Raw genomic sequence first — 20,760 nt, 5'->3', positions numbered from 1 at the left:
GCGGCGCGATCGCGGCGTGGCAATAGAAAACGCTCAGCGGCGCGGGTAAGACCGCGTCACGCGGTGGGCTCCGCCTCGCGGCCCTCGGTCGCATCGCGCGCGGCGTGCGCCTGGGCGAGCTGGGCCTGGGCAGCCCTCGCCTGCTCAGCCTGTTCGTCGAGCCGCATGGCGAGCAGATCCTGATAGCGCAGATACGCGCAACGGCCACCCGATTTCGCCGCATACATGGCGGCATCGGCGTTCAGCAGCAGTTCCTCGGCATTGCCGCTGTCGTGCGGGAACTCGCTGATACCGATGCTCGCGCCGACCGTCATGCTATTGCCGTCGACGGTCAGCGTTTCGTTCAGCGCGTCCATGATGTGCTCGGCGATTTCTGGCGTGACCTCGGCCGCGCGCTGCCCTTCGATCAGCACGATGAATTCGTCGCCGCCGAGCCGCGCGACCACGTCCCCGGCATACAGCACGTCCTTCAGACGGCGTGCGACCGCGACCAGCACCTTGTCCCCAACAGAGTGACCGAACTGATCGTTGATCTGCTTGAAGCGGTCGAGGTCGACGAACAGCACGGCGAGGCCTTCGCGGCGGAAGCTTGCCTCCTCGATCGCGTTCTCGAGCTTCTGCATGAACAGCATGCGGTTCGGCAAGCCGGTCAGCACGTCGTGCGAGGCCAGATGCGCGAGCTCGCTCTGCTTGCTGTGCAGCGTATCCATCTGCGCGCGGATTTCGCAACGCAAACGCTCGAAGCAGCGCGCGAGCACGCCGATTTCGTCGGTGCGTTTGAGCGGCAAGGTGTGCATCGCGTGGTCGGCGAACAGGTGCGTCGCCGCATACGCGAGCAGATGCAGCGGCTTGGTCAGCGCTCGCGCGAACAGGATCGCCAGCAGTACGGACAATGCGCTGAACACCAGCACCATGCGAATGATCCGCGTGCCGAGCTGATTGGCACCGGTCAGCACGTCCTCGAGCGGCTTCGTGAGACCGAGCACGATGAAGCGGTTGCCCTCGGAGCCGCCGAACGGCCGCCGCACGAACGCGAGCACACGGCCGGCCGCCTCGGCGGGTCTCGCGAGACCGTTGATGAGCACCTCGCTTTGGCGTTGCTCGAACAGCTGCTTCGTGGCCGGGAAGCTGTCCTGCATCAGCACGCGACGGCCGCGGTCGAAACCGAAGGTTTTCGACGCGTCGGGATGGATCAGGAAGTCGCCCCACTCGTTCGCCAGATAGACCTGATAGTCGCTCGGCAGATCGCTCTGCAAACGCCGCAGCATGCCGGCCAGATCGACATCGATTACGACGACGCCGACCACCGTGCCGCGCGCATCCGCGATCGGCGTGCCGAGACGCAGCGTCGGCTTGCCTTCTGCCGCATGCGTGCCGGATTCGTGATTGACCGAAATCGGCGACGTGTAGATGCGGCCCGGCGAAAACGCGAGCGTTTCGAATACGTAGGGAAACTGGGCTTTTTCCTGCAAATCGTCACCCTCTACGCGCACGAGGCCGTCGCTGTCGCGATCGAAACGGATCAGTTCGAGACCGTGATGCTGCCGCGTGATCAGCCGCACCTGCAGATACTCCGGGTGGTGCAGCATGAAGCTCGAATACACCTGCGCGAGCCGCTCGCGGCCGAGGTTCGGGCCGATACCGTCGTCGGTCTGCGCGACGCTCACCGACGACGGCATCGTCGCGAGCACGAGCGCGTCCGCCGCGACGTCGTCGATCGATACCGCGATGCGCTGGCCGAGCAACTCCGTCGAAGTCTGCAGGCTGTGCTCCGCTTCGTTGACCAGCATCGTGCGATTCGCGCGATACGCGTAATAGCCGGTCGCGCCCGACGCCAGCACGCCGATGCACGCGAGCAGCACGGATAGCTTGAAGGTCAGGCCGCGATGCAGCATCAGAAGCGCTCCGAACGGTCGCCCGACACGATGCGCGTCCACAGTTGCCCGCGGCGCTCGATATCTTCCACCGGACTGATCCAGACGATGTGCGCGTTGGCGCTGCCTTCGGCCGGCTCGGTCAGCGTATTCGCGAGCCCCTGGCGCTGTGTCAGCAACGCGCTCACGCTCGGCTCGAGCATGTAGTTGATCCACGCGAGCGCGAGCGGCTGGTCGCTCGCCGCGCGCGTCATCGACCAGCAATCGAGCCATGCGAGCGCGCCTTCGTCCGGAATCACGTAGCCGACGTCGGCGCCCGCGCGCCGCAGCAACTGCACCTGCTGCGTGCCGTAGTTGCCGAACATCAACGCGACCTTGTGCTGGATGAAGAACGCGGTCGCCTCCTCGGGCAGCGTGTAGTAGGTCAGCAGGTTGCGACGCAGATCGACGAGCTTGTGCGCGATCGTGCGCATCTGCGCGGGGTCGAGTTGAAACGGATGCGGATAGCCGAGCGCAAGCGCGGTGAACGAGAAGTTGTGCTGCGCGCTATTGAAGTCGAGCACCTTGCCACGATAGCGCGGGTTCCACAGTTCGAGCATCGAATGCGGCGCAACCGGAATCTGCTTGCGATCGTAGATGAGTCCCATTGACGAATACGTGAACGGAATCGCGTATACCTTGCCCGCCGAGGTCAGGCCGTCGATCGAGCCGAGCGCCTGGAAACGCGGCAACTGCTTCTTCGTATTCGGCAGACTCGCGAGATCGAGCGACGCGAGCAGATTCGCCTGCGTATAGCGGCGGATTTCGGCGGTGTTGGCGGCGAGTACGTCGAACGACGGCGCGCCCTTGCTGTGCATCTGCGCCCACAGCGCCTCATCGGAATCGACGAGCGTGACCTCGACCTTCGCGCCGTAGCGCGCTTCGAACGCCTTCACGACGTCCGGGTCCGCGTAGCCGGGCCATGCGAGAACGTGCAGCACTTTGTCGGCGGCCGCTGCGGGCGTCGCCGCGCCGAAACCCGCGCACAGCAATGCGCCTATCAGAACGCGCGACACGCGGGGTAAAACCCCGGAAAAAACGTTGCACGAAAATCCGGATGCGCCAATCGATGAAAATCCCGATGTAGCGCTCGACAAAAAACCGTCAAAAAACCGGCGCTGCAATAATGCCGCGCGAGCCCGCACGCCGGCGCTCGCGATTCGTCGCTTAAAAGTCTGTTTACAACAGCATGTTCGATCCGCCGTGAACAACATCGTGTGCATGCATAACACCGTTGAGCAGAAAGGCCATTTGAGCGAGCGCAAACGCGCGGCATTTGAATCTTGACGGCTGTCCAACGACCTGCGCCCGAGCGATCCCCGCCTCCGCGGGCGGCCGGCGTCCAACGCAGGGAGCATCGATGATAGCGCCAAAGCCTTTGTTTTTGCACCGGTTCGAAACGGCGGGGCAAAAATATCGGTGCTGGTAATAACGAGTAGGGCAATAGCTCGAGGCTGTTCTTAATTAACGGCAAATTCAGCCGCGAGCTTTAACGATCCGTCCACGTTTCAAACTCGCGTTTCAAACCGGTTTTCGGTGAACTCGCGAGAAAACCGGCGTAAATCCCGGTCGATTACGCTCGCCGGCCCTTCGTATTACCGCTCGTGCATTGCATCCGCGTTACGCAAACCCCACCCAACGGTGTACGATCCGGTCACACCGGCTGGGGCGCAAGCGTTGCTCTAGAGGGCCTCCTCCCGCGCCATCCGGTGTTTTACTAGCTTCCCAATATTTTTGAACTGATAAGCTTGGCGCGCGTTGCAGGCCACCCCGGCTTGCATCCTGACCAGAAGCCCGTTTGCGAGACGCGCCGGGCGTCCCAAGGCGGCACAACCGCCGAGGGCGTAATTGATCTACACGAGGAGTTAAAACAGTGAAAAAACTGCTAGCGGCTTTGACGGTTGCTCTGCTTGCCACCGTTTCGATTGGCGCACACGCTAAAGATTGGTCGACGATCCGTTTTGGCGTTGATGCCAGCTATCCCCCGTTCGAGTCGAAAAGGCGCGGACGGCAAGCTCGTTGGCTTCGATATCGACCTCGGCAACGAAATCTGCAAGCGCGTCGGTGCGAAGTGCGTGTGGGTGGAAAACGACTTCGACGGCATGATCCCGGCACTGAAGGCGAAGAAGTTCGACGGCGTGCTGTCGTCGATGTCGATGACGCCGCAACGCGCCGAACAGATCGCTTTCTCGTCGAAGCTGTTCAACACGCCGACGCGCCTCGTCGCGAAGCAGGGCTCGGGCATCCTGCCGACCCCTGAATCGCTGAAGGGCAAGACGGTGGGCGTCGAACAGGGCACCATCCAGGAAACCTACGCGAAGACCTACTGGGAACCGGCGGGCGCGAAAGTCGTGCCGTATCAGAACCAGGACCAGGTCTACGCCGACCTGATCTCGGGCCGTCTGGACGCAGCGCTGCAAGACGCGGTGCAGGCTGACCAGGGCTTCCTGAAGACGCCGCGCGGCAAGGGCTTCGCGTTCGTCGGCAAGGACCTCGACGATCCGAAGATCCTCGGCAATGGCGCCGGCATCGGCATGCGCAAGGAAGACACCGATCTGAAGGCGAAGGTCGACAAGGCGATCGCCGACATGATCAAGGACGGCACCTACAAGAAGATCGAGAAGAAGTACTTCGACTTCGACGTGTACGGCGGCTAAATCGCCCACGCGCGCCGCACGGCGCGCCGGCAGCTTGCCCGAAACGGGCTCCGCGACGCGGAGCCCGTTTTCTTTTTGCGGCTCCACATCTAGCCACATCAAGCCATATCGTGTGGCATATCGGCTAAGATCGTGCGAGACGCGGCTCCCCTGAGACAGGTTGCCGCAGTCCGCGTATGCGGACCACGCGCGCTGCCGGCGCGCATCTTTCCCCTTGCAATCAACCACCTAGCGCGGCTGCTCCGAACGGGCCGCGAAGCCAAAATCATGCAAACCCAGACCCATCCGCTGATTGCCCCGTCGCTTGGCACCGCCCGTGAACTGACGAGTTTCCACTACGGTCCCGGCGGCGGCCAGAAAATCTATATCCAGTCGTCGCTGCATGCGGACGAACTGCCCGGGATGCTGGTGTCGTGGTCGCTGCGCCGCAAGCTGGCCGCGCTCGAAGCCGCGGGCAAGCTGCGTGGCGAAGTCGTGGTCGTGCCGGTGCCGAATCCGATCGGCCTTAATCAGCATCTGCTCGGCCAGATGCTCGGCCGCTTTGAAACTGGCAGCGCGCAGAACTTCAACCGCAACTTCTACGACCTCGCGGAACTCGTGCAGCCGTTCATCGAATCGCGTCTGACCAGCGACATCGACGCGAACCGCGCCGCCATCCGCACGGCGATGCGCGAAGCGCTCGACGCGCAGCAGCCGACCACCGAACTCGGCTCGCAACGCCTCGCGCTGCAAAAGCTCTCGTACGACGCCGACGTCGTGCTCGATCTGCATTGCGACTGGGAAGCCGCGATGCACCTGTACACCAATCCGGACCTGTGGCCCGAAGTCGAGCCGCTCGCGCGCTACCTGTACGCGAAGGCGTCGCTGCTCGCGCTGAACTCGGTCGGCAATCCGTTCGACGAGATCCACAGCTTCTGCTGGTCGGATCTACGCGGCCGTTTCGGCGAGCGTTTCCCAATCCCGAACGGCGGCATCTCGGTCACGATCGAGCTGCGCGGCCAGCGCGATGTGTCGCACGAACTCGCGGAAAAAGACGCGCAGGCGATCATCGAGTATCTGACCTCGCGCGGCGTGGTCGACGGCGAGCCGGCGCCGATGCCGCCGCTCGAATTCGCGGCGACGCCGCTCGCGGGCGCCGAGCCGCTCGTCGCGCCGATCAGCGGCGTGCTCGTCTATCGCTGCGAGGTCGGCACGTGGGTGGACGCGGGCCAGGAAATCGCGGACATCGTCGATCCGTTGACGGACCGCGTCGTCACGATCAAAAACACCGTGGCCGGCGTGCTGTACGCGCGGCATCTGGCGCGTTTCGCGACGGCCGGCCTCGAATTCGCGCGCATCGCCGGCCAGACGCCGTTCCGCAGCGGCTCGTTGCTGAGCAACTGAGGCCAGAGCCGCTGTGACCGTCGCTGCTGTCGCGGCCGGCCATGTAACTGAATTTTCACGCACCAGCTGAAATAACCGATCGCCCGCCGCCAGGCGGGTGATTCGCTGCCACGCGTCCAGCCTCACTCCAGGGTCGACCGACCCGCCCCGCCACCGATACACCTGCCTCCGGTGCACACGCAAAGTGTCGCGCCGACACGACACCGTGAAAAGAATTTTTCAGTGTCACATACCTTACTCTGCGTTCCCTTAAATTGCCGGCCATCGCGCGACGTTGCCGCAGAGCAGCGCGTCGCGATCGCCAAAATTTGCTAACTCGGAGAAGTATTTTGAACAAGAAAATCCTGACCACCGCTACGTTTGCCGTCTTCGCCTCCGCCGCTCACGCACAAAGCAGCGTCACGCTGTACGGCCTGATCGATGCCGGTATCAGCTACGTGAACAACTCGAAAACGGCCACCGGCCACAGCAGCCTGACCAAGTACGACGACGGCGTCGCGAACGGCAGCCGTTGGGGCCTGCGTGGCACGGAAGACCTCGGTAACGGCCTGAAAGCGCTGTTCGTGTTGGAAAACGGCTTCAACAGCGGGAACGGCACCGCCGGCCAGGGCGGTGCGATGTTCGGGCGCCAGGCGTACGTCGGCGTGTCGCAGAACAACGTCGGCTCGCTGACGTTCGGTCGCCAGTACTCGTTCTCGACCGACTACCTCGGCTCCAACTACGCGACCGGCGGCCAGACCGTCGCGGGCAACTACGCTTACCACATCAACGACGTCGACCAGCTCACGTCGAGCCGTATCAACAACTCGGTCAAGTTCAGCAGCGCGAACTTCTCCGGCCTGACCTTCGGCGCGATGTACGGCTTCTCGAACACGGCAGGCGGCTTTGCCGGCACGCCGGGTACGGGCACGTCCACTGCCCCGGTGGCAGGTTCGTCGCGCGCTTACAGCTTCGGCGCGAACTACGCGAACGGCCCGTTCGGTATCGGCGCGGCGTACACGGACATCCGTTATCCGGGCCAGGCATCGCCGGCCTTCTCGACTTCGCTGGCTAACGTCAGCTTCCCGACGATCGGCAACGGCCAGATCCAGGATCTGCGCACGTTCGGCGTTGGCGGCCGCTACGCATTCGGCCCGGCGACGCTGTGGGCCCTGTACACGAACACGCGCCTCGCACCGATCTCGGGTGGGTCGACCACGTTCGCCGCCTACGAAGCAGGCGCGAAGTACGCGGTCACGCCGGCTATCACGGCAGGCGCGGGCTACACGTACATGCACCTGAGCGGCGCGAACGTCGGTCACTGGAACCAGGTGAACCTGAGCGGCGACTACGCGCTGTCGAAGCGCACGGACGTGTACGTGCTGGGCATCTATCAGATCGCGTCGGGCCGCAACGGCACGCAGGATCTGCAGGCACAGATCGGTTCGAGCACGAGCTACTTCAGCACGTCGGGCGTCGGCGCCGACAACCAGCTGGCGTTCCGTGTCGGTCTGCGTCACAAGTTCTAAGCAGACGGTTCGGGGTGGGGAACACCTGTGTTCCCTGCCTGATTGAATCGATGGAAAGCGCCCTACGGGGCGCTTTTTCTTTTGCGGCGCGAAATCAGTCGAGCAACGCCGGCTTTTCGATCGCGCCCGTCAGCAATTCGACGAACGCCGGATCGAACGCGAGGCCTTCGAGACTGCATGCGATATCGAATAGCTGGGTCATCTCGATTCCGCTTTGCCGTTTCGGCAACGACATCTGCCAAATATTGCAATTGTCTATAAATATCGTCCACCCCAACATCGGGTCACACGCTTCGATCCCGCGCCCGCGCCGCTCACGCGACACTGCCGGCGCGCCTCCCAATGCCGCCAGAGGACTTCGTCATGAGCATGGACTCCGTCACCACCGCCGACGCGCTCGCGCGGCACACTTCGCGCTCGAGCGTATCGCGGCTGATTCTCGCGACCTCGATCGGCAACGCACTGGAGTTCTACGATCTGGTCGTGTACGGCTACTTCGCGGCCGTGCTGTCGCGCACGTTTTTTCCGGTGCACGACCGCACCGTGTCGCTGCTGCTCACGCTCGGCACCTTCGCGCTGTCGTATCTCGCGCGACCGATCGGCGCGCTCGCGCTCGGCTCGTTCAGCGACCGCAAAGGCCGCAAGGCATCGTTGACGCTATCGATTGCGATGATGACGCTCGGCACCGGCATGATCGCGTTGATGCCGTCGTATGCGGCGATCGGCGTGCTCGCGCCGATCGGCGTATTCGCGTCGCGGCTGTTGCAGGGATTCTCGGCGGGCGGCGAGTTCGGCAGTTCGACCGCGTTTCTGATCGAACATGCGCCGGAGCGCAAAGGCTTCATGGCGAGCTGGCAGTTCTCGAGCCAGGGCGCGAGCACGGTGCTGGCGTCGCTGTTCGGCGCGGTGTTGACGAGCACGCTGACGACCGCGCAACTCGAAGGCTGGGGATGGCGCATTCCGTTCCTGTTCGGCATGCTGATCGGCCCGGTCGGGCTCTACATTCGCCGCCGCATCGACGAAACGCCGGAGTTCGAGCGCGCGGAAAAATCCGCCGCACCGGTGCGAGAACTGCTCGCGACGCAAAAGGAACGGGTGCTCGTGTCGATCGGCGTGCTCGTGCTGACCACCACGGCCAACTACATGCTGCTCTACATGCCGACCTACGCGGCGCGGCAGCTCGGACTCTCACCGTCGTCGGGCTTCATCGCGACGCTCGCGGCCGGTCTGATCATGATGGTGCTCACGCCGGTCGTCGGTCATCTGTCGGACAAGGTGGGCCGCGTGCGCATCATGCTCGGCGCCGGCGTGCTGTTCTTCGCGACCGTGTATCCCGCCTTCGTGCTGATGAACGCGCGCCCGTCGCTCGGCTCGTTGCTTGCCGCGGTCACGTGGGTCGCGTTGCTGAAGGCGACCTACTTCGCGCCGATTCCGGCCTTGATGTCCGAGCTGTTCCCGACCCGCACGCGCACGACCGGCATGGCGTTCGGCTACAACATCGGCACCACCGTGTTCGGGGGCTTCACGCCGCTCGCCGTTGCCGCGCTGATCGCGGCGACCGGCAATAATCTCGCGCCCGGACTCTATCTGATGCTCGCGGCCGTGCTCAGCCTTTTCACCGTGATGTGGGCACGCGTGCGACTGCGCGCACGCTGAGTCTCTGCCTCGCGGGCTTCGTTGAACCGACAGGAACTTATCCATGCAAGACCGTTTGCAGCAAGCCGTGCAGTTCGCGGTGGATCATGAATCGCTTTGGGACCGCCATGTGGGTGGCGCATGGGGTGTGCACGTGAACGACCCGCCGCCGTGGAACAGGCTGCTCGGTCCCGTGCATGATCGCGGGCCGGTGTCGGGCGCGATCGCCGTCGACGGCCGCGTGCTGACGAGCTGGGGCGAACCGGATCGCGCCGACCTGACCTTCAGTGTCGCGAAGATGTACCTCGCGCTGCTGGCCGGCGTCGCTCACGATCGCGGCCTGTTGCCCGAGGTCGACGAACCGGTGCGCGTGCGCGTACCCGACATCGGCTTCGACGATGAACACAACGCGCCGATCAGCTGGGCGCATCTACTGCAGCAAACGAGCGAATGGCGCGGCACGTACTTCGGTTTGTTGGATCAGGCGGATCACTACCGTGCGGTCAATTTCGCCGCGCCGCCCGATGGCAAAAAAGGCGATCTGCGTCCGCCGCAACGGCCAGGCACGTACTGGGAATACAACGACGTCCGCATCAACCAGTTCTCGCTCGCGCTGCTGCATCTGTTCCGTCAGCCGCTGCCCGAGGTGTTTCGCGAAGCGATCATGCGGCCTTCGGGCGCGAGCGAAAACTGGCAATGGGTTGGCTACGACAATGCGTGGGTCGAAATCGACGGGCGACGCATGCAGTCGGTGCCGGGCGGCACGCACTGGGGCGGCGGCATATCGGTCAGCGCGAACGATCAGTTGAAGGTCGCGCAGATGCTGCTCAAGGACGGCGTCGCGAACGGCCAGCGCGTGCTGTCCTCCGAATGGATCGCGCGCATGCGCACGCCGTGCGCGATCGCGCCGTTCTATGGCTACCTCGTGTGGCTCAACACCGGGCGCAAGGTGTTCCCGAACGTGCCGGAGTCGAGCTATTTCGGTGTCGGCGCAGGCAGTTCATTCACGTGGGTCGAACCGGAGCGGCGCATGACGGTGGTCGTGCGCTGGCTGAATCCGGCCGCGGCGAACGAGTTCTTCGGACTCGTGCTCGACGCGGTCGACCACCTCGGCCAATAGCCATTAGCGGCGCACCATCCAAGGCAACTGCGCCGCGAACGCCAACGACAGGTCATAAAAAAATGCGGGCGATGCACGAATGCATCGCCCGCACGGTCATGGGCCGAGCCGTTGCCGTTGCAACGGCGCGTCAGTGCGAATGCCGCGGCACCGCGGAACCTCGACACCCCACGAGGAAGTCGAGGTCACAACCCTCGTCGGCCTGCAGCACGTGATCGATATACAGGCGCCGGTAGCCGCCACCTTCCGGCGGCTGGGGCGGCACATGCTGCGCGAGACGGCGCTCGAGTTCCGCGTCGCTGACATCGAGGTGCAGCGTGCCCGCGTCGCAATCGAGCTCGATCCAGTCGCCGTCCTGCACCGCGGCGAGCGGGCCGCCGGCCGCCGCTTCCGGCGTCACGTGCAGCACCACGGTGCCGTAGGCGGTGCCGCTCATGCGCGCATCGGAGATGCGCACCATGTCCTTCACGCCCTGCCTCAGCAGCTTCGGCGGCAGGCCCATGTTGCCAACTTCGGCCATGCCCGGATAACCCTTCGGCCCGCAGTTCTTCATCACCAGCACCGAATTCGCGTCGACGTCGAGCGTCTCGTCGACGATGCGCGCCTTGTAGTGCTCCAGGTTCTCGAACACGACCGCGCGTCCGCGATGCTTGAGCAACCCGGGTGTCGCCGCCGACGGCTTCAGCACCGCGCCGCGCGGCGCGAGATTGCCGCGCAGCACACGGATGCCGCCATCGGCGACGAGCGGCTTGTCGAGCGGACGGATCACTTCGTCGTTGGTGTTGGGTGCATCCTTCACGTTGTCCCACAGCGACTTGCCGTTGACCGTCAACGCATCCGGATGCGGCAGCAGGTTCGCTTCGCCGAGCCGGCGCAGCACGGCCGGCAGGCCGCCCGCGTAATAAAACTCTTCCATCAGGAAACGGCCCGACGGCATCAGGTCGACGATCGTCGGCGTGTCGCGGCCGATGCGCACCCAGTCGTCGAGTTCGAGATCGATACCGATGCGCCCCGCGATGGCCTTCAGATGAATCACCGCGTTGGTCGAGCCGCCGATCGCCGCATTGACGCGAATGGCGTTGACGAACGCCTCGCGCGTGAGGATCTTCGACAGCTTCAGGTCTTCGAGCGCCATTTCGACGATCCGGATTCCCGACATATGCGCAAGCACGTAGCGGCGCGAGTCGACCGCGGGAATCGCCGCGTTGTGCGGCAGCGACGTGCCGAGCGCCTCAGCCATGCAGGCCATCGTCGACGCGGTGCCCATCGTGTTGCAGGTGCCCGCCGAGCGCGACATGCCCGCCTCGGCCGACAGGAACTGATGCAGATCGATCTCGCCGGCCTTCAGCGATTCGTGCAGCTGCCACACCGCGGTGCCAGAGCCGATGTTCTTGCCGTCGAGCTTGCCGTTCAGCATCGGGCCGCCGGTCACGACGATCGCCGGCACGTCGCAGCTCGCCGCGCCCATCAGCAGCGCGGGGGTCGTCTTGTCGCAGCCGGTCAGCAGCACGACCGCGTCGATCGGATTGCCGCGGATCGCCTCCTCGACATCCATCGCCGCGAGATTGCGCGTGAGCATCGCGGTCGGACGCAGATTCGATTCGCCGTTGGAAAACACCGGGAACTCGACCGGGAAGCCGCCCGCTTCATAGACGCCGCGCTTCACGTGCTCGGCGAGCTTGCGAAAGTGCGCGTTGCACGGCGTCAGCTCGGACCACGTGTTGCAGATACCGATCACGGGACGCCCGTCGAACTCATGATCGGGAATGCCCTGATTCTTCATCCAGCTTCGATACATGAAGCCGTTCTTGTCAGCCGTGCCGAACCACTCGGCCGAGCGCAATTTCCGCTTTTTTTCCGACATGCTAGGTCCTTGATGCATGTGCCGGGACCCTCACCGGCCAATTTGACTGAAGCGGCCCGCCCGGCGCTACGCCGCAAGGTTGCCGCTCAGCGTCCAGGGATGGTGAAGTGTACGGAGCGAGTTGATATCTTTCCAATTATATTTCGGGTGATATCGATATCAATTCTGGTATCTACCCACCGGGGCTGGCGGCGCGGCGGAGCTGGCGAGCAGACTGTGCCGGCCTCAGGCGTCGCCGGACGCCCGCTTACGGCCGGCTTTCGGTAGTGCGCCGCGCAGGTTCTTCTTCAGATGATTCTGGTTATAGTCGATTGCGGCGTGCACCAGCGCTTTCAGTGCGCGCTCGTCGACCCCGTCGCTCTCGAAGAAGTCGATAACGCGCCGCGCGTTGCCTTCGAGGCCTGCGTTGAACAAGCCGTCCGGGTCGGCCAGGCCCGCCCCATGCGCGAAGGTCAGCTTGACCTTACCCTTGTGCGCGTTGGCGACCGCGATCATGCCGTCGCGCGACCAGACCGGACTACCCATCCACTTGAATTCCTCGACGATCGCCGGGTCCGCCGCGAGCACGCATTGACGGATGCGAGCGAAGATCGCGCCGCGCCAGTCGGTGAGTCCCGTGATCAGTTCGTCGATACGTTCGGATGCGTTCATCGGAGTGTGGCCCTCGTAAGCGGGGAAACGAAGCGGTTGAACCGATAGGATGCCGTAACGATCCAGTCATTGTAATCTCCGCCTGGATTCGTGGCTGGCGCACGGCCGATCCACGGGCGCGCTCAATACGACGACGCGATTTCAAACATCGAACGTACCGCGATACTGCTCATTCGCATCCGGGCATCGCTTCACAGTTTGCCCGCAGACTGCAGCATCGGACAGAGAAACGACAGCGATCGATGACTCGTCAGGCGCTACTCGTCGCGTTTCCGAAACGCAGCCTCTCCGGCATCTGACACCTCGACCCACTTCGGATCGGGAGCCGCGCCGGGGACGTAAGTGTCGTTCCAGTTCCACCACTTGTACGGTCGGCTCTGCGGGTAGCCCTCCGGCGAATCCTCCCACGTCTCCTGCCGCCCGAGTGCCGTCATGTCAAGGTAGCTCCAGATCGTGCCCATCGCCTCGTCCCCACGGCCGTTAATGAAGTACGTTCGGAACACCCGCTCGCCGTCCCGGATGAACGCGTTGTGGCCGTGCCATTCGTCCACGCCGAAGTCGGCGTCGAAACTGTCGGTGATGGTGTACCAGGGGATCATCTCCCAGCCCATCCGGGTCTTCAGCCGCGCGATATCCGCTTGCGGCGCGCGGGACGCGTACACAAGCGTAGTGTCGCGAGCGTGCAAATGGGCAAGGTGGGAGACCTGATCGGCCCCCAGGGAACAGCCAATGCACGCATGCTCTGGCCACCCGTGCACGCCGGGCTCGAAAAAGGCGCGATAGACGACCAGCTGGCGGCGGCCGCCGAACAGGTCGAGCAGGCTTACTCTGCCTTCCGGCCCGTCGAACGCATACGTTTTTTCCACGGCAAGCCATGGCATCCGCCGTCGCTCAGCGGCCAGCGCGTCGCGTGCACGTGTCAAGGCTTTCTCCTTGACGAGCAGCTGCTCGCGCGCGGCCTCCCACTCTTGCCGCGACACAATCGGTGGTGTCTTCATGGCAGGCTGTCCATCTTTCCCACGCTTCTCAGGTGACTTGATCGTCGTCATCGTGACCTCCGGGTTAGAGCGATGTCCTGTGCGTTCGGGTCGGAAGGCGATTCGCTCACCGGGCATCGCTCGCTGCTGATGATGGGGTAGTTTAGGCCGCCGGACATCGAATGGTGGGAGTGACAAATGTGACGCGATTCAGGTGCGGCTTGATTCAGAAGGAGCAGCGCTAGCGACCTCGATTCATCGTTGGTCAAAAGGCGATGGAATCCCGTGGGTAGCCAAGCGACCGCCTGGCGGATCGGGGCAGACTATTATGTCCGGCAACCCATATTCGCCAACCACCCGGAGGTGATGATGAACGCGATCCACGAGGTCTACTCCTATCTGCGCGTGCGCAACGCCGCACGGGCTATCGAGTTCTACGCGCAGGCATTCGGCGGCGTCGAGCAGTTTCGCCTGACCGAGCCAGGCGGCCGCATCGGTCATGCCGAAGTGAAGATCGGTCCCGCGACCGTGATGCTGTCCGATGAATATCCCGAGCACGACATGCTCGGACCGACCGGCGACAGCCGGCCGAGTGTGATGCTGCATATCCACTGCGACGACGTCGACGAGCTGTTCGCACGAGCGGTTGCAGCGGGCGCAACCGTGGTCCGCCCGCTAACCGATCATTTTTATGGCGAGCGCTCGGCGACCGTGCGCGATCCATTCGGCCACGAATGGATGCTCGGCGCGCAGATCGAAGCGCTCACGCCTGAAGAGATGCAGCGCCGTTACACGGCGCTGTTCCACAGCTAGTGGATTGTTATATTGGGCTCCTCGCGCTTGATCCCCCGATGCGTGAGCTCTTTTTACATCCCGCCGAACGGCTTTTGCACCGTGAGCTTGTTGGTCACCGAAGTCACCCCCGGAACACCCTTCGCGATCTCCGCGACCTGATTGATCTGGGAAACGTCGGTGACCGTGCCGCTCAGCGTCACCGCGCCGCCTTTTACGATGACGCTTATATTGCCGGCGCTGATCTCCTTGTGCTTGCCGATCGCGGCATACACCTGCCGACGCAGCGCGCGATTGGCTTGCCTCGAGCTGACGGGGGCGGCTGCGCTAGCTGACATCGCGGGTGCCCCCGAAGCTGCACTAGCCGTCTGGCCCGACTGCGACCATGCGTTGCTCGACGCGGCCAGAATCAATATGGCAATCGCCAACGCGCGTGCCTGAATGCTTTTCATCGAATACTCCAGTTGTTATAGGTGACGCAATCAGAAGTTATGGCGGATGCCGACCATGGCCGCCGTGGTGGACACGCCAGGCGCAACCGGGGCGCCATAGACGATGGTCTGATTCATGGTCCCCCTGTTGTTGACATAACCCACCTGCGCGTAAGCCTTGGTGCGCTGGGACAGGTTGTATTCCGCGCCCACGGCGAACTCGCCCGAATGGTTCGCCGAGTTGTTCTTGTCTTTCAGGTAGTAGTACCCGGACGTGATCTTGAAACGCGGATTGAACTGGTAGCCGAGGCCCCCCGAGATCATTTCGAAGTCCGCGGTGTTGGTATGGGCCGGGTTCTTGCCGGCGCCGTACGAGGCCGACACCGAAAATCCGGCGATTGTGTACATCGCACCGAAATAGTAGAAACGGTTGTTCGCAAGCCCGGTCGCGGGGATAGCGGGCGCCGCCGGGTAGGTGATCGGGTACGGGTTGGTATCGTGGCCGTTGTAATACAACGCGGACAGATTCAGACCGTAGTTCGAATACTTGAGCACGGCCGACTCGCGCGTACCGCCCTGGAACTGACCGGCGACGCCGCCCGGCGCGTACTCGAGCGCGAGCGACGCGCCATGGAATTTCGGCGAGTTGTAGACGAGCGCGTTGCTGTCGTACAGCGCGCCGATCGGCGCGTTCGTGCTCGTGCCTGGCCAGCCGGCCGCCTGATTGATGCCCAGCCACGCGGTCAGAATACTGCCGAAATACTGCGCGCCGCGGACGTCGGTTTCCGCCATCGCGTAGATCATCGGAATGATCTGCCGGCCGGCGTCGAAGGTACCGAACGGCCCTGATGCGCCGACCGTCGCGAACTGGTTGAAGATCGCCGTGACGCCCGGCGTGTCGGACAGACCGAACTTGCCGTTCGCGGTGTTGAACGAACCCTGCAGCTTGAAGTTGATCTTGTAGCCGCCGCCGATGTCTTCGCTTCCCTTCACACCCCAGAAGCTCGCATAGATACCGCCGTCCTTCAGCTGATAAATTTTGCCCGTGTTCGGCGCGTGCGGCAGAAAGGTAGCCGCCGATGTGCTCTGATACAGCAGCCCCGTATCGACTACGCCATAAAGCGTCACTGACGACTGCGCATGAGCCGCGGTGGCGAAAATGGCCAACACGACAGCGCTGCTTGACTTCAACTTCATTGTGTCTCCTTCGCGTACCGGCGGTGGCGCAAAAGCCGATGCTGCGGTCGCTTCAAATGATTGGTGGTTTTTGTGTGCGCCGGGGGTACCCGGTCGCGTTGTTGCGTGAATCGAACTGCGTTGCTGCAAGAGCCGCGCGTCAGGGCAGGTAGTAGTTGCCGAACTGATCGCGTAACTGATTCTTCAGGACCTTGCCTGTTGCGCCGATAGGCACCGTGTCGACGAACACCACCGCATCAGGAGTCCACCAGCGCGCGACCCGGCCGTTGAAGAAGGACAGCAGTTCGTCGCTGGTCAGCTCGCTGCCCGGCTTTTTCACGACCAGCAGCAGCGGCCGTTCGTCCCACTTCGGATGCCGTGCGGCGATACACACTGCAGTCGAGACTTCCGGATGCAGATAAGCGACGTTTTCGATCGCCGCCGAACTGATCCATTCGCCGCCCGACTTGATCACGTCCTTGCTGCGATCGGTGATCTGCATGAAGCCGTGCCGGTCGATCGTCGCGATGTCGCCGGTCGGAAACCAGCCGTCGCACAATGGCGACTCGACGTCGGCGCCGAAGTACTGCTGCGTGACCCAGTGACCGCACACCTGCAGATCGCCAGCGCTCTCGCCGTCCCACGGCAATTCATTACCGTGGGAGTCGACGATCCGCATGTCGATGCCGAACAGCGCGCGTCCCTGCTTCGCCTGAATCTTGTACTGATCCTCCATCGGCAGCGACTGCTGATGCGCCTTGAAGCTGCAGACCGTGCCGATCGGGCTCAATTCGGTCATGCCCCACGCGTGCAGCACCTCCACCCGGTGGCGCTTCTGGAACGCCTCGGTCATCGCGGTCGGACACGGCGCGCCGCCGATCACCGTGCGTCGCATCGACGAGAAGGTCCCGCCCATCGCATCGACATGCGTGAGCAGTCCCTGCCACACCGTCGGCACGCCGGCCGACAGCGTCACGTGTTCCGTTTCGATCAGTTCATAGAGCGACTTGCCGTCGAGCGCCGGCCCCGGAAACACCAGCTTCGCGCCGACCATGCAGGCGATATAGGGCAGTCCCCACGCGTTCACATGGAACATCGGCACGACCGGCAGGATCACGTCGCGCGCGGAACAGTTCAGCGAATCGGGCAGCGCCGCCGCGTAGGTGTGCAGCACGGTCGAACGATGGCTATACAGCACGCCCTTCGGATTACCGGTGGTGCCCGACGTGTAGCACAGCGACGACGCGCTGTTTTCATCGAGCAGCGGCCATTCGAAAACGTCGTCGTCCAGCTCGAGCAGATCCTCGTAGCACATCAGCATGCCGGTCAGGTCGTTCGCTTGCGGCATGTGCGCGCGATCGGTCATCGCCACGAATACTTTCGGGCTCTTCACCCGGGGCGCGACGCTCTCGATCAACGGCAGAAAGGTCAGATCGAAGAACACGACACGATCTTCCGCATGCTCGATGATGTACGCGAGCTGGTCGACGTGCAGTCGTGGGTTCAGCGTATGCAGCACGGACCCGGAGCCCGACACCGCGAAATAGAGTTCCATGTGGCGATAGCCGTTCCATGCGAGCGTCGCGACGCGCTCGCCCTGGCCGACGCCGAGCGTCGCCAGCGCGTTGGCCATTCGGCGCGCGCGCTGCGCGAGGTGCCGATACGAATAACGATGGATGTCTCCTTCCACGCGTCGCGACACGATTTCCTGTTCGCCGTGATGGCGCTCCGCGTGCGTGAGCAGCGCGGAAACCAGCAGCGACTGCTGCATCATCAAGCCTTGCATCTTTCCGTCTCCTGATTGGTTGTGGCTTCTCGTAGCCGGCCTGGCCGTCCTACGTTGTCGCGCTGCCGGCTCGCGCCTAAGAGGGCGTCGCGTTCGGCTCGTCGAGACTCACCACCACCTTTGAATCCACCATTCCGACCGGGAAGGTCGTCACACTCAATCCGCCTGTTCCCGGCATACAGCCCGTGCGCACGTCGAACCGCAAACCGTGCGCCGGGCAGCGCAACATGCAGCCTTCCAGCTTCCCGCTCGCGAGCGAGGCCCCGTTGTGCGGACATGTGTTGTCGATGGCGTGAAGCGTGCCTGCGATGTTGAACAGCACGATGCTGCGGCCATCGATGAAGGCCAGCTTGCGCTGGCCCGGCGCGAGTTCGCCGGCAACCCCCACCACGATCCGACGCGACATCCCAGACTCCTTCTGATCCGACGCGGGCCGCGTCACATCAGTACCAGGCGGCTAATCAACGTCTCCGCCATCGGCCATTCGCCAAAGCCCGCAGCAGGGTTGAGGTGACCCACTTCGCCGAGATCGACGAGGCGGCTGCCCCAGTCCTGCGCCATGTCCTGCACCCGCTCGAACCGCGCGAGCGGATCGTTGCGGCTCGCGCCGATGATGCTCGGAAACGGCAGCGGCTTGCGCGGAATCGGCAGCCAGCCGTTCTGCTCGAGCGTATCTAGCTCCGGATAGCCCGCCGGCATCGGCGTCTCGAGGTCCGCGGGCGCCGCGAGCAGCGCAGCGTGAATCTCGCGCTTGTGCTGCGCCGCCCAATGCACCGTGATCATCACGCCAGCGCTATGCGCGACCAGAATGACCGGGCCGTCGATCCGCGCGAGCGCGACATCGAGCGCCGCGACACGTGCCGCGCAACTGAGCTTGTCGTGCTCGAGCGGCGGCACCGACAGCGCTTTCGGCAGCCGTTGCTGCAACAGGGTTTGCCAATGCTCCGCGACGTGGTCGCGCAGACCCGGAACCATCAGAATGGTCGGTTTCAATTCGTAATTCATGGGAAGCTACCTGCTAGTTCAGTATGGCTTGTCGCCGATGATGCCGGCGCGCTCCATCTTGCGGTGGCACGGCGGGTAATCCATCACCGCATAGTGCTGCGTGCTGCGGTTGTCCCAGATCGCGACGCTGTTCTTCTGCCAGCGCCAGCGCACCTGGTACTCGGGGATGTACGCCTGGCTGATCAGATAGCGCAGCAGATCGCCCGCGCCCGGATTCGCGTCCTGCCCGAAGCGCACTCGCTCCGGCGTGTGAAAGTTCGTGAAATGGCTCGTGAAAGCGCTCACGAACAGCACCTTCTCCTCCGTTTCCGGATGCGTGCGCACGACCGGATGCTCCGCGTCCGGAAATTGCGCCTTCAGCGCGAGACGCTTTTCGATCGGCATCGCGGCACCGAAGCTCGCCTCGATGCTGTGGCGCGCGCGCAGGTCCGCGATCTGAGCCTTCACGTGCGCCGGCAGATTCTCGTAGGCGAGGACCATGTTCGCCCACATCGTGTCGCCGCCGACGGGCGGACACTCGACGCAGCGCAGCACGGCACCGAACTGCGGCGCTTCGCGCCAGGTGGCGTCGGCATGCCACGCGTTTTCGTAGCGGTCGTTGGGCTGATCCGGGGTCTTGTAGATACGCACGAGGCCCGGATTCTCCGGATCGCTGCCCGCGACCGGATGGTCTTCCAGTTCGCCGAAGCGGCGCGCGAACGCCACGTGTTCGGCACGCGTGATGTCCTGGTCGCGCAGGAACAGCACCCGGTGCTTCAGCAGCGCCGAGCGGATCTGGGCAAACAGGCCATCGTCGTAGATGGCGTGGGCGAGATTCACCCCCATCAGTTCGGCGCCGATCGAGCACGTCAGTTGTTCGACTCGCATGGCTAGCTCCTTAGATCACGAAGACCGACGAACCCGTCGTCTTGCGCGATTCCAGATCACGATGGGCTTGCGCCGCATCTTCGAGCGCATAGCGCTGATTCAACTCGATCTTGATGCGTCCCGAGGCGATGAGCCCGAAGATTTCGCCGGCAAGCTCGTCCTTCTCGGCCGGGTCGGCGATGTAGTCAGCCAGAGCCGGGCGGGTCAGATAGAGCGAGCCTTTCATAGCCAGCAGTTGCGGATTGAACGGCGGGATCGGGCCGGAGGCCGTGCCGACGCAAACCAGCAGACCGCGGCGCTTCAGCGAATCGAGCGAGGCCTCGAAGGTGTCTTTGCCGACGCTGTCGAACACGACGTTCACGCCGACGCCATCGGTCAGTTCGCGCACGCGCCTGGCGACGTCTTCGTGGCTGTAGTTGATGATGTGGTCACAGCCGTGCGCGCGGGCCACCTCGCCCTTGGCCTCGGTCGAAACCGTGCCGATCACGGTCAGACCCAGCAGCTTCGCCCATTGCGAAACGATCAGGCCGACACCGCCGGCGGCGGCGTGCAGAAGGATCGTGTCGCCCGCCTTGAAGTCGTGAATGCGGCGCATCAGATACGCGGAGGTCAACCCGCGCATGGTCATGCCGGCAGCCGTTTCGCAGTCGATCGCATCGGGCAGCCGGATCAGCGGCGCGGCCGGAATCAGGCGTTCGGTGCTGTACGCGCCGAGCGTATTGATGAAGCCCGTGTAGGTCACACGATCACCCACCGCGACGTTCGTGACGTCCGGGCCAACGGCCTCGACCACGCCCGCGGCCTCCACGCCCATCCCCGCGGGCAGCGGGACCGGATACAGGCCGCTGCGAAAGTAGGTGTCGGCGAAATTGAGGCCCACTGCCTGATGGCGCAGGCGAACCTGACCGGGACCGGGGTTGCCCACTTCGACGTCCTCGTAGCGCAGCACGTCGGGACCACCGGTTTCATGAAAGCGAACTGCCTTTGCCATGTTG

18 protein-coding genes and 1 pseudogene are annotated in these 20,760 nt (G+C 63.7%); 7 read left to right on the top strand and 12 right to left on the bottom strand.

Going from position 1 to position 20,760, the window contains the following annotated elements; genetic code table 11:
* Positions 1-56: 56 nt before the first annotated feature.
* The gene (locus OKW28_RS13555) at positions 57-1,895 is read right to left on the bottom strand and encodes a diguanylate cyclase domain-containing protein (RefSeq protein WP_429446257.1); all 1,839 of its coding nucleotides are present in this window, start codon (positions 1,893-1,895) and stop codon (positions 57-59) included.
* Entirely contained in the window at positions 1,895-2,905 is a 1,011-nt protein-coding gene (locus OKW28_RS13550; protein WP_429446959.1) for an extracellular solute-binding protein, read from the bottom strand. The genes OKW28_RS13555 and OKW28_RS13550 overlap by 1 nt, the downstream gene beginning before the upstream one ends.
* Positions 2,906-2,954: 49 nt before the next feature.
* Here OKW28_RS13550 and OKW28_RS13545 point away from each other — a divergent pair, with 49 nt between their 5' ends.
* From OKW28_RS13545 to OKW28_RS13520, 6 genes and pseudogenes are all read left to right on the top strand, one after another.
* Positions 2,955-3,200 (top strand): hypothetical protein, encoded by a 246-nt coding sequence (locus OKW28_RS13545; protein ID WP_429446256.1) that lies wholly within the window; start codon positions 2,955-2,957, stop codon positions 3,198-3,200.
* A 586-nt stretch (positions 3,201-3,786) separates the two neighbouring features.
* Positions 3,787-4,570: pseudogene (locus tag OKW28_RS13540) on the top strand (ABC transporter substrate-binding protein).
* A 267-nt stretch (positions 4,571-4,837) separates the two neighbouring features.
* Positions 4,838-5,953 (top strand): succinylglutamate desuccinylase/aspartoacylase family protein, encoded by a 1,116-nt coding sequence (locus OKW28_RS13535; protein ID WP_429446254.1) that lies wholly within the window; start codon positions 4,838-4,840, stop codon positions 5,951-5,953.
* 329 nt (positions 5,954-6,282) lie between these two features.
* Entirely contained in the window at positions 6,283-7,461 is a 1,179-nt protein-coding gene (locus tag OKW28_RS13530) for a porin (protein ID WP_429446253.1), read from the top strand.
* Positions 7,462-7,824: 363 nt separating this feature from the next.
* Positions 7,825-9,117, top strand: coding sequence for an MFS transporter (locus OKW28_RS13525; RefSeq protein WP_429446252.1), 1,293 nt, complete (start codon positions 7,825-7,827; stop codon positions 9,115-9,117).
* A 43-nt stretch (positions 9,118-9,160) separates the two neighbouring features.
* On the top strand, positions 9,161-10,216 hold the full coding sequence (locus tag OKW28_RS13520; RefSeq protein ID WP_429446250.1) for a serine hydrolase domain-containing protein: 1,056 nt from the start codon (positions 9,161-9,163) through the stop codon (positions 10,214-10,216).
* Positions 10,217-10,346: 130 nt separating this feature from the next.
* Here OKW28_RS13520 and OKW28_RS13515 read toward each other — a convergent pair whose 3' ends face one another.
* The 3 genes from OKW28_RS13515 to OKW28_RS13505 all read right to left on the bottom strand — a co-directional run bounded on the left by OKW28_RS13515 (position 10,347) and on the right by OKW28_RS13505 (position 13,780).
* Positions 10,347-12,080: an IlvD/Edd family dehydratase gene (locus OKW28_RS13515; RefSeq protein WP_429446248.1), complete on the bottom strand. Its 1,734-nt coding sequence runs from the start codon at positions 12,078-12,080 to the stop codon at positions 10,347-10,349.
* 225 nt (positions 12,081-12,305) lie between these two features.
* Positions 12,306-12,731 carry a DUF1801 domain-containing protein gene (locus OKW28_RS13510; protein ID WP_429446245.1) on the bottom strand — a complete coding sequence of 142 codons (426 nt, stop codon included), beginning with the start codon at positions 12,729-12,731 and terminating at the stop codon, positions 12,306-12,308.
* A 257-nt stretch (positions 12,732-12,988) separates the two neighbouring features.
* On the bottom strand, positions 12,989-13,780 hold the full coding sequence (locus OKW28_RS13505) for a DUF899 domain-containing protein (RefSeq protein WP_429446243.1): 792 nt from the start codon (positions 13,778-13,780) through the stop codon (positions 12,989-12,991).
* 297 nt (positions 13,781-14,077) lie between these two features.
* On the opposite strand from OKW28_RS13505, the gene OKW28_RS13500 reads away from it, so the two are divergent.
* A complete protein-coding gene (locus OKW28_RS13500; protein ID WP_429446241.1) occupies positions 14,078-14,521 on the top strand; it encodes a VOC family protein in 444 nt (147 codons plus the stop codon).
* Between the two features lie 53 nt (positions 14,522-14,574).
* Here the strand turns inward: OKW28_RS13500 and OKW28_RS13495 are convergent, their stop codons facing one another.
* From OKW28_RS13495 to OKW28_RS13465, 7 genes are all read right to left on the bottom strand, one after another.
* Positions 14,575-14,952, bottom strand: coding sequence for a BON domain-containing protein (locus OKW28_RS13495; RefSeq protein WP_429446239.1), 378 nt, complete (start codon positions 14,950-14,952; stop codon positions 14,575-14,577).
* Between the two features lie 30 nt (positions 14,953-14,982).
* Positions 14,983-16,128 (bottom strand): porin, encoded by a 1,146-nt coding sequence (locus OKW28_RS13490; protein ID WP_429446237.1) that lies wholly within the window; start codon positions 16,126-16,128, stop codon positions 14,983-14,985.
* A gap of 139 nt (positions 16,129-16,267) precedes the next feature.
* Positions 16,268-17,893, bottom strand: coding sequence for a 3-(methylthio)propionyl-CoA ligase (locus OKW28_RS13485; protein ID WP_429446235.1), 1,626 nt, complete (start codon positions 17,891-17,893; stop codon positions 16,268-16,270).
* Between the two features lie 76 nt (positions 17,894-17,969).
* The gene (locus OKW28_RS13480) at positions 17,970-18,299 is read right to left on the bottom strand and encodes a Rieske (2Fe-2S) protein (protein ID WP_429446233.1); all 330 of its coding nucleotides are present in this window, start codon (positions 18,297-18,299) and stop codon (positions 17,970-17,972) included.
* 32 nt (positions 18,300-18,331) lie between these two features.
* Entirely contained in the window at positions 18,332-18,898 is a 567-nt protein-coding gene (locus OKW28_RS13475; protein ID WP_429446231.1) for an RBBP9/YdeN family alpha/beta hydrolase, read from the bottom strand.
* Positions 18,899-18,916: 18 nt separating this feature from the next.
* Positions 18,917-19,765: a TauD/TfdA dioxygenase family protein gene (locus OKW28_RS13470; protein ID WP_429446229.1), complete on the bottom strand. Its 849-nt coding sequence runs from the start codon at positions 19,763-19,765 to the stop codon at positions 18,917-18,919.
* A gap of 10 nt (positions 19,766-19,775) precedes the next feature.
* Positions 19,776-20,756 (bottom strand): quinone oxidoreductase family protein, encoded by a 981-nt coding sequence (locus tag OKW28_RS13465; RefSeq protein WP_429446227.1) that lies wholly within the window; start codon positions 20,754-20,756, stop codon positions 19,776-19,778.
* Positions 20,757-20,760 lie beyond the last annotated feature (4 nt).

The sequence above is a fragment of the Paraburkholderia sp. 40 genome (assembly GCF_050434105.1).
In the GTDB taxonomy this organism is placed as follows: Bacteria; Pseudomonadota; Gammaproteobacteria; order Burkholderiales; family Burkholderiaceae; genus Paraburkholderia; species Paraburkholderia tuberum.
The sequence above is the reverse complement of the archived record's forward strand: the minus strand, read 5'-3'. Positions and strand labels throughout refer to the sequence as shown.

What these genes read in the sequence shown, in the direction of transcription:
- OKW28_RS13555 (WP_429446257.1), bottom strand. Translation starts at nt 1,895, where the DNA reads ATGCTGCATCGCGGCCTGACCTTCAAGCTATCCGTGCTGCTCGCGTGC.
- OKW28_RS13535 (WP_429446254.1), top strand. Translation starts at nt 4,838, where the DNA reads ATGCAAACCCAGACCCATCCGCTGATTGCCCCGTCGCTTGGCACCGCC.
- OKW28_RS13525 (WP_429446252.1), top strand. Translation starts at nt 7,825, where the DNA reads ATGAGCATGGACTCCGTCACCACCGCCGACGCGCTCGCGCGGCACACT.
- OKW28_RS13520 (WP_429446250.1), top strand. Translation starts at nt 9,161, where the DNA reads ATGCAAGACCGTTTGCAGCAAGCCGTGCAGTTCGCGGTGGATCATGAA.
- OKW28_RS13515 (WP_429446248.1), bottom strand. Translation starts at nt 12,080, where the DNA reads ATGTCGGAAAAAAAGCGGAAATTGCGCTCGGCCGAGTGGTTCGGCACG.
- OKW28_RS13510 (WP_429446245.1), bottom strand. Translation starts at nt 12,731, where the DNA reads ATGAACGCATCCGAACGTATCGACGAACTGATCACGGGACTCACCGAC.
- OKW28_RS13505 (WP_429446243.1), bottom strand. Translation starts at nt 13,780, where the DNA reads ATGACGACGATCAAGTCACCTGAGAAGCGTGGGAAAGATGGACAGCCT.
- OKW28_RS13500 (WP_429446241.1), top strand. Translation starts at nt 14,078, where the DNA reads ATGAACGCGATCCACGAGGTCTACTCCTATCTGCGCGTGCGCAACGCC.
- OKW28_RS13495 (WP_429446239.1), bottom strand. Translation starts at nt 14,952, where the DNA reads ATGAAAAGCATTCAGGCACGCGCGTTGGCGATTGCCATATTGATTCTG.
- OKW28_RS13490 (WP_429446237.1), bottom strand. Translation starts at nt 16,128, where the DNA reads ATGAAGTTGAAGTCAAGCAGCGCTGTCGTGTTGGCCATTTTCGCCACC.
- OKW28_RS13485 (WP_429446235.1), bottom strand. Translation starts at nt 17,893, where the DNA reads ATGCAAGGCTTGATGATGCAGCAGTCGCTGCTGGTTTCCGCGCTGCTC.
- OKW28_RS13480 (WP_429446233.1), bottom strand. Translation starts at nt 18,299, where the DNA reads ATGTCGCGTCGGATCGTGGTGGGGGTTGCCGGCGAACTCGCGCCGGGC.
- OKW28_RS13475 (WP_429446231.1), bottom strand. Translation starts at nt 18,898, where the DNA reads ATGAATTACGAATTGAAACCGACCATTCTGATGGTTCCGGGTCTGCGC.
- OKW28_RS13470 (WP_429446229.1), bottom strand. Translation starts at nt 19,765, where the DNA reads ATGCGAGTCGAACAACTGACGTGCTCGATCGGCGCCGAACTGATGGGG.
- OKW28_RS13465 (WP_429446227.1), bottom strand. Translation starts at nt 20,756, where the DNA reads ATGGCAAAGGCAGTTCGCTTTCATGAAACCGGTGGTCCCGACGTGCTG.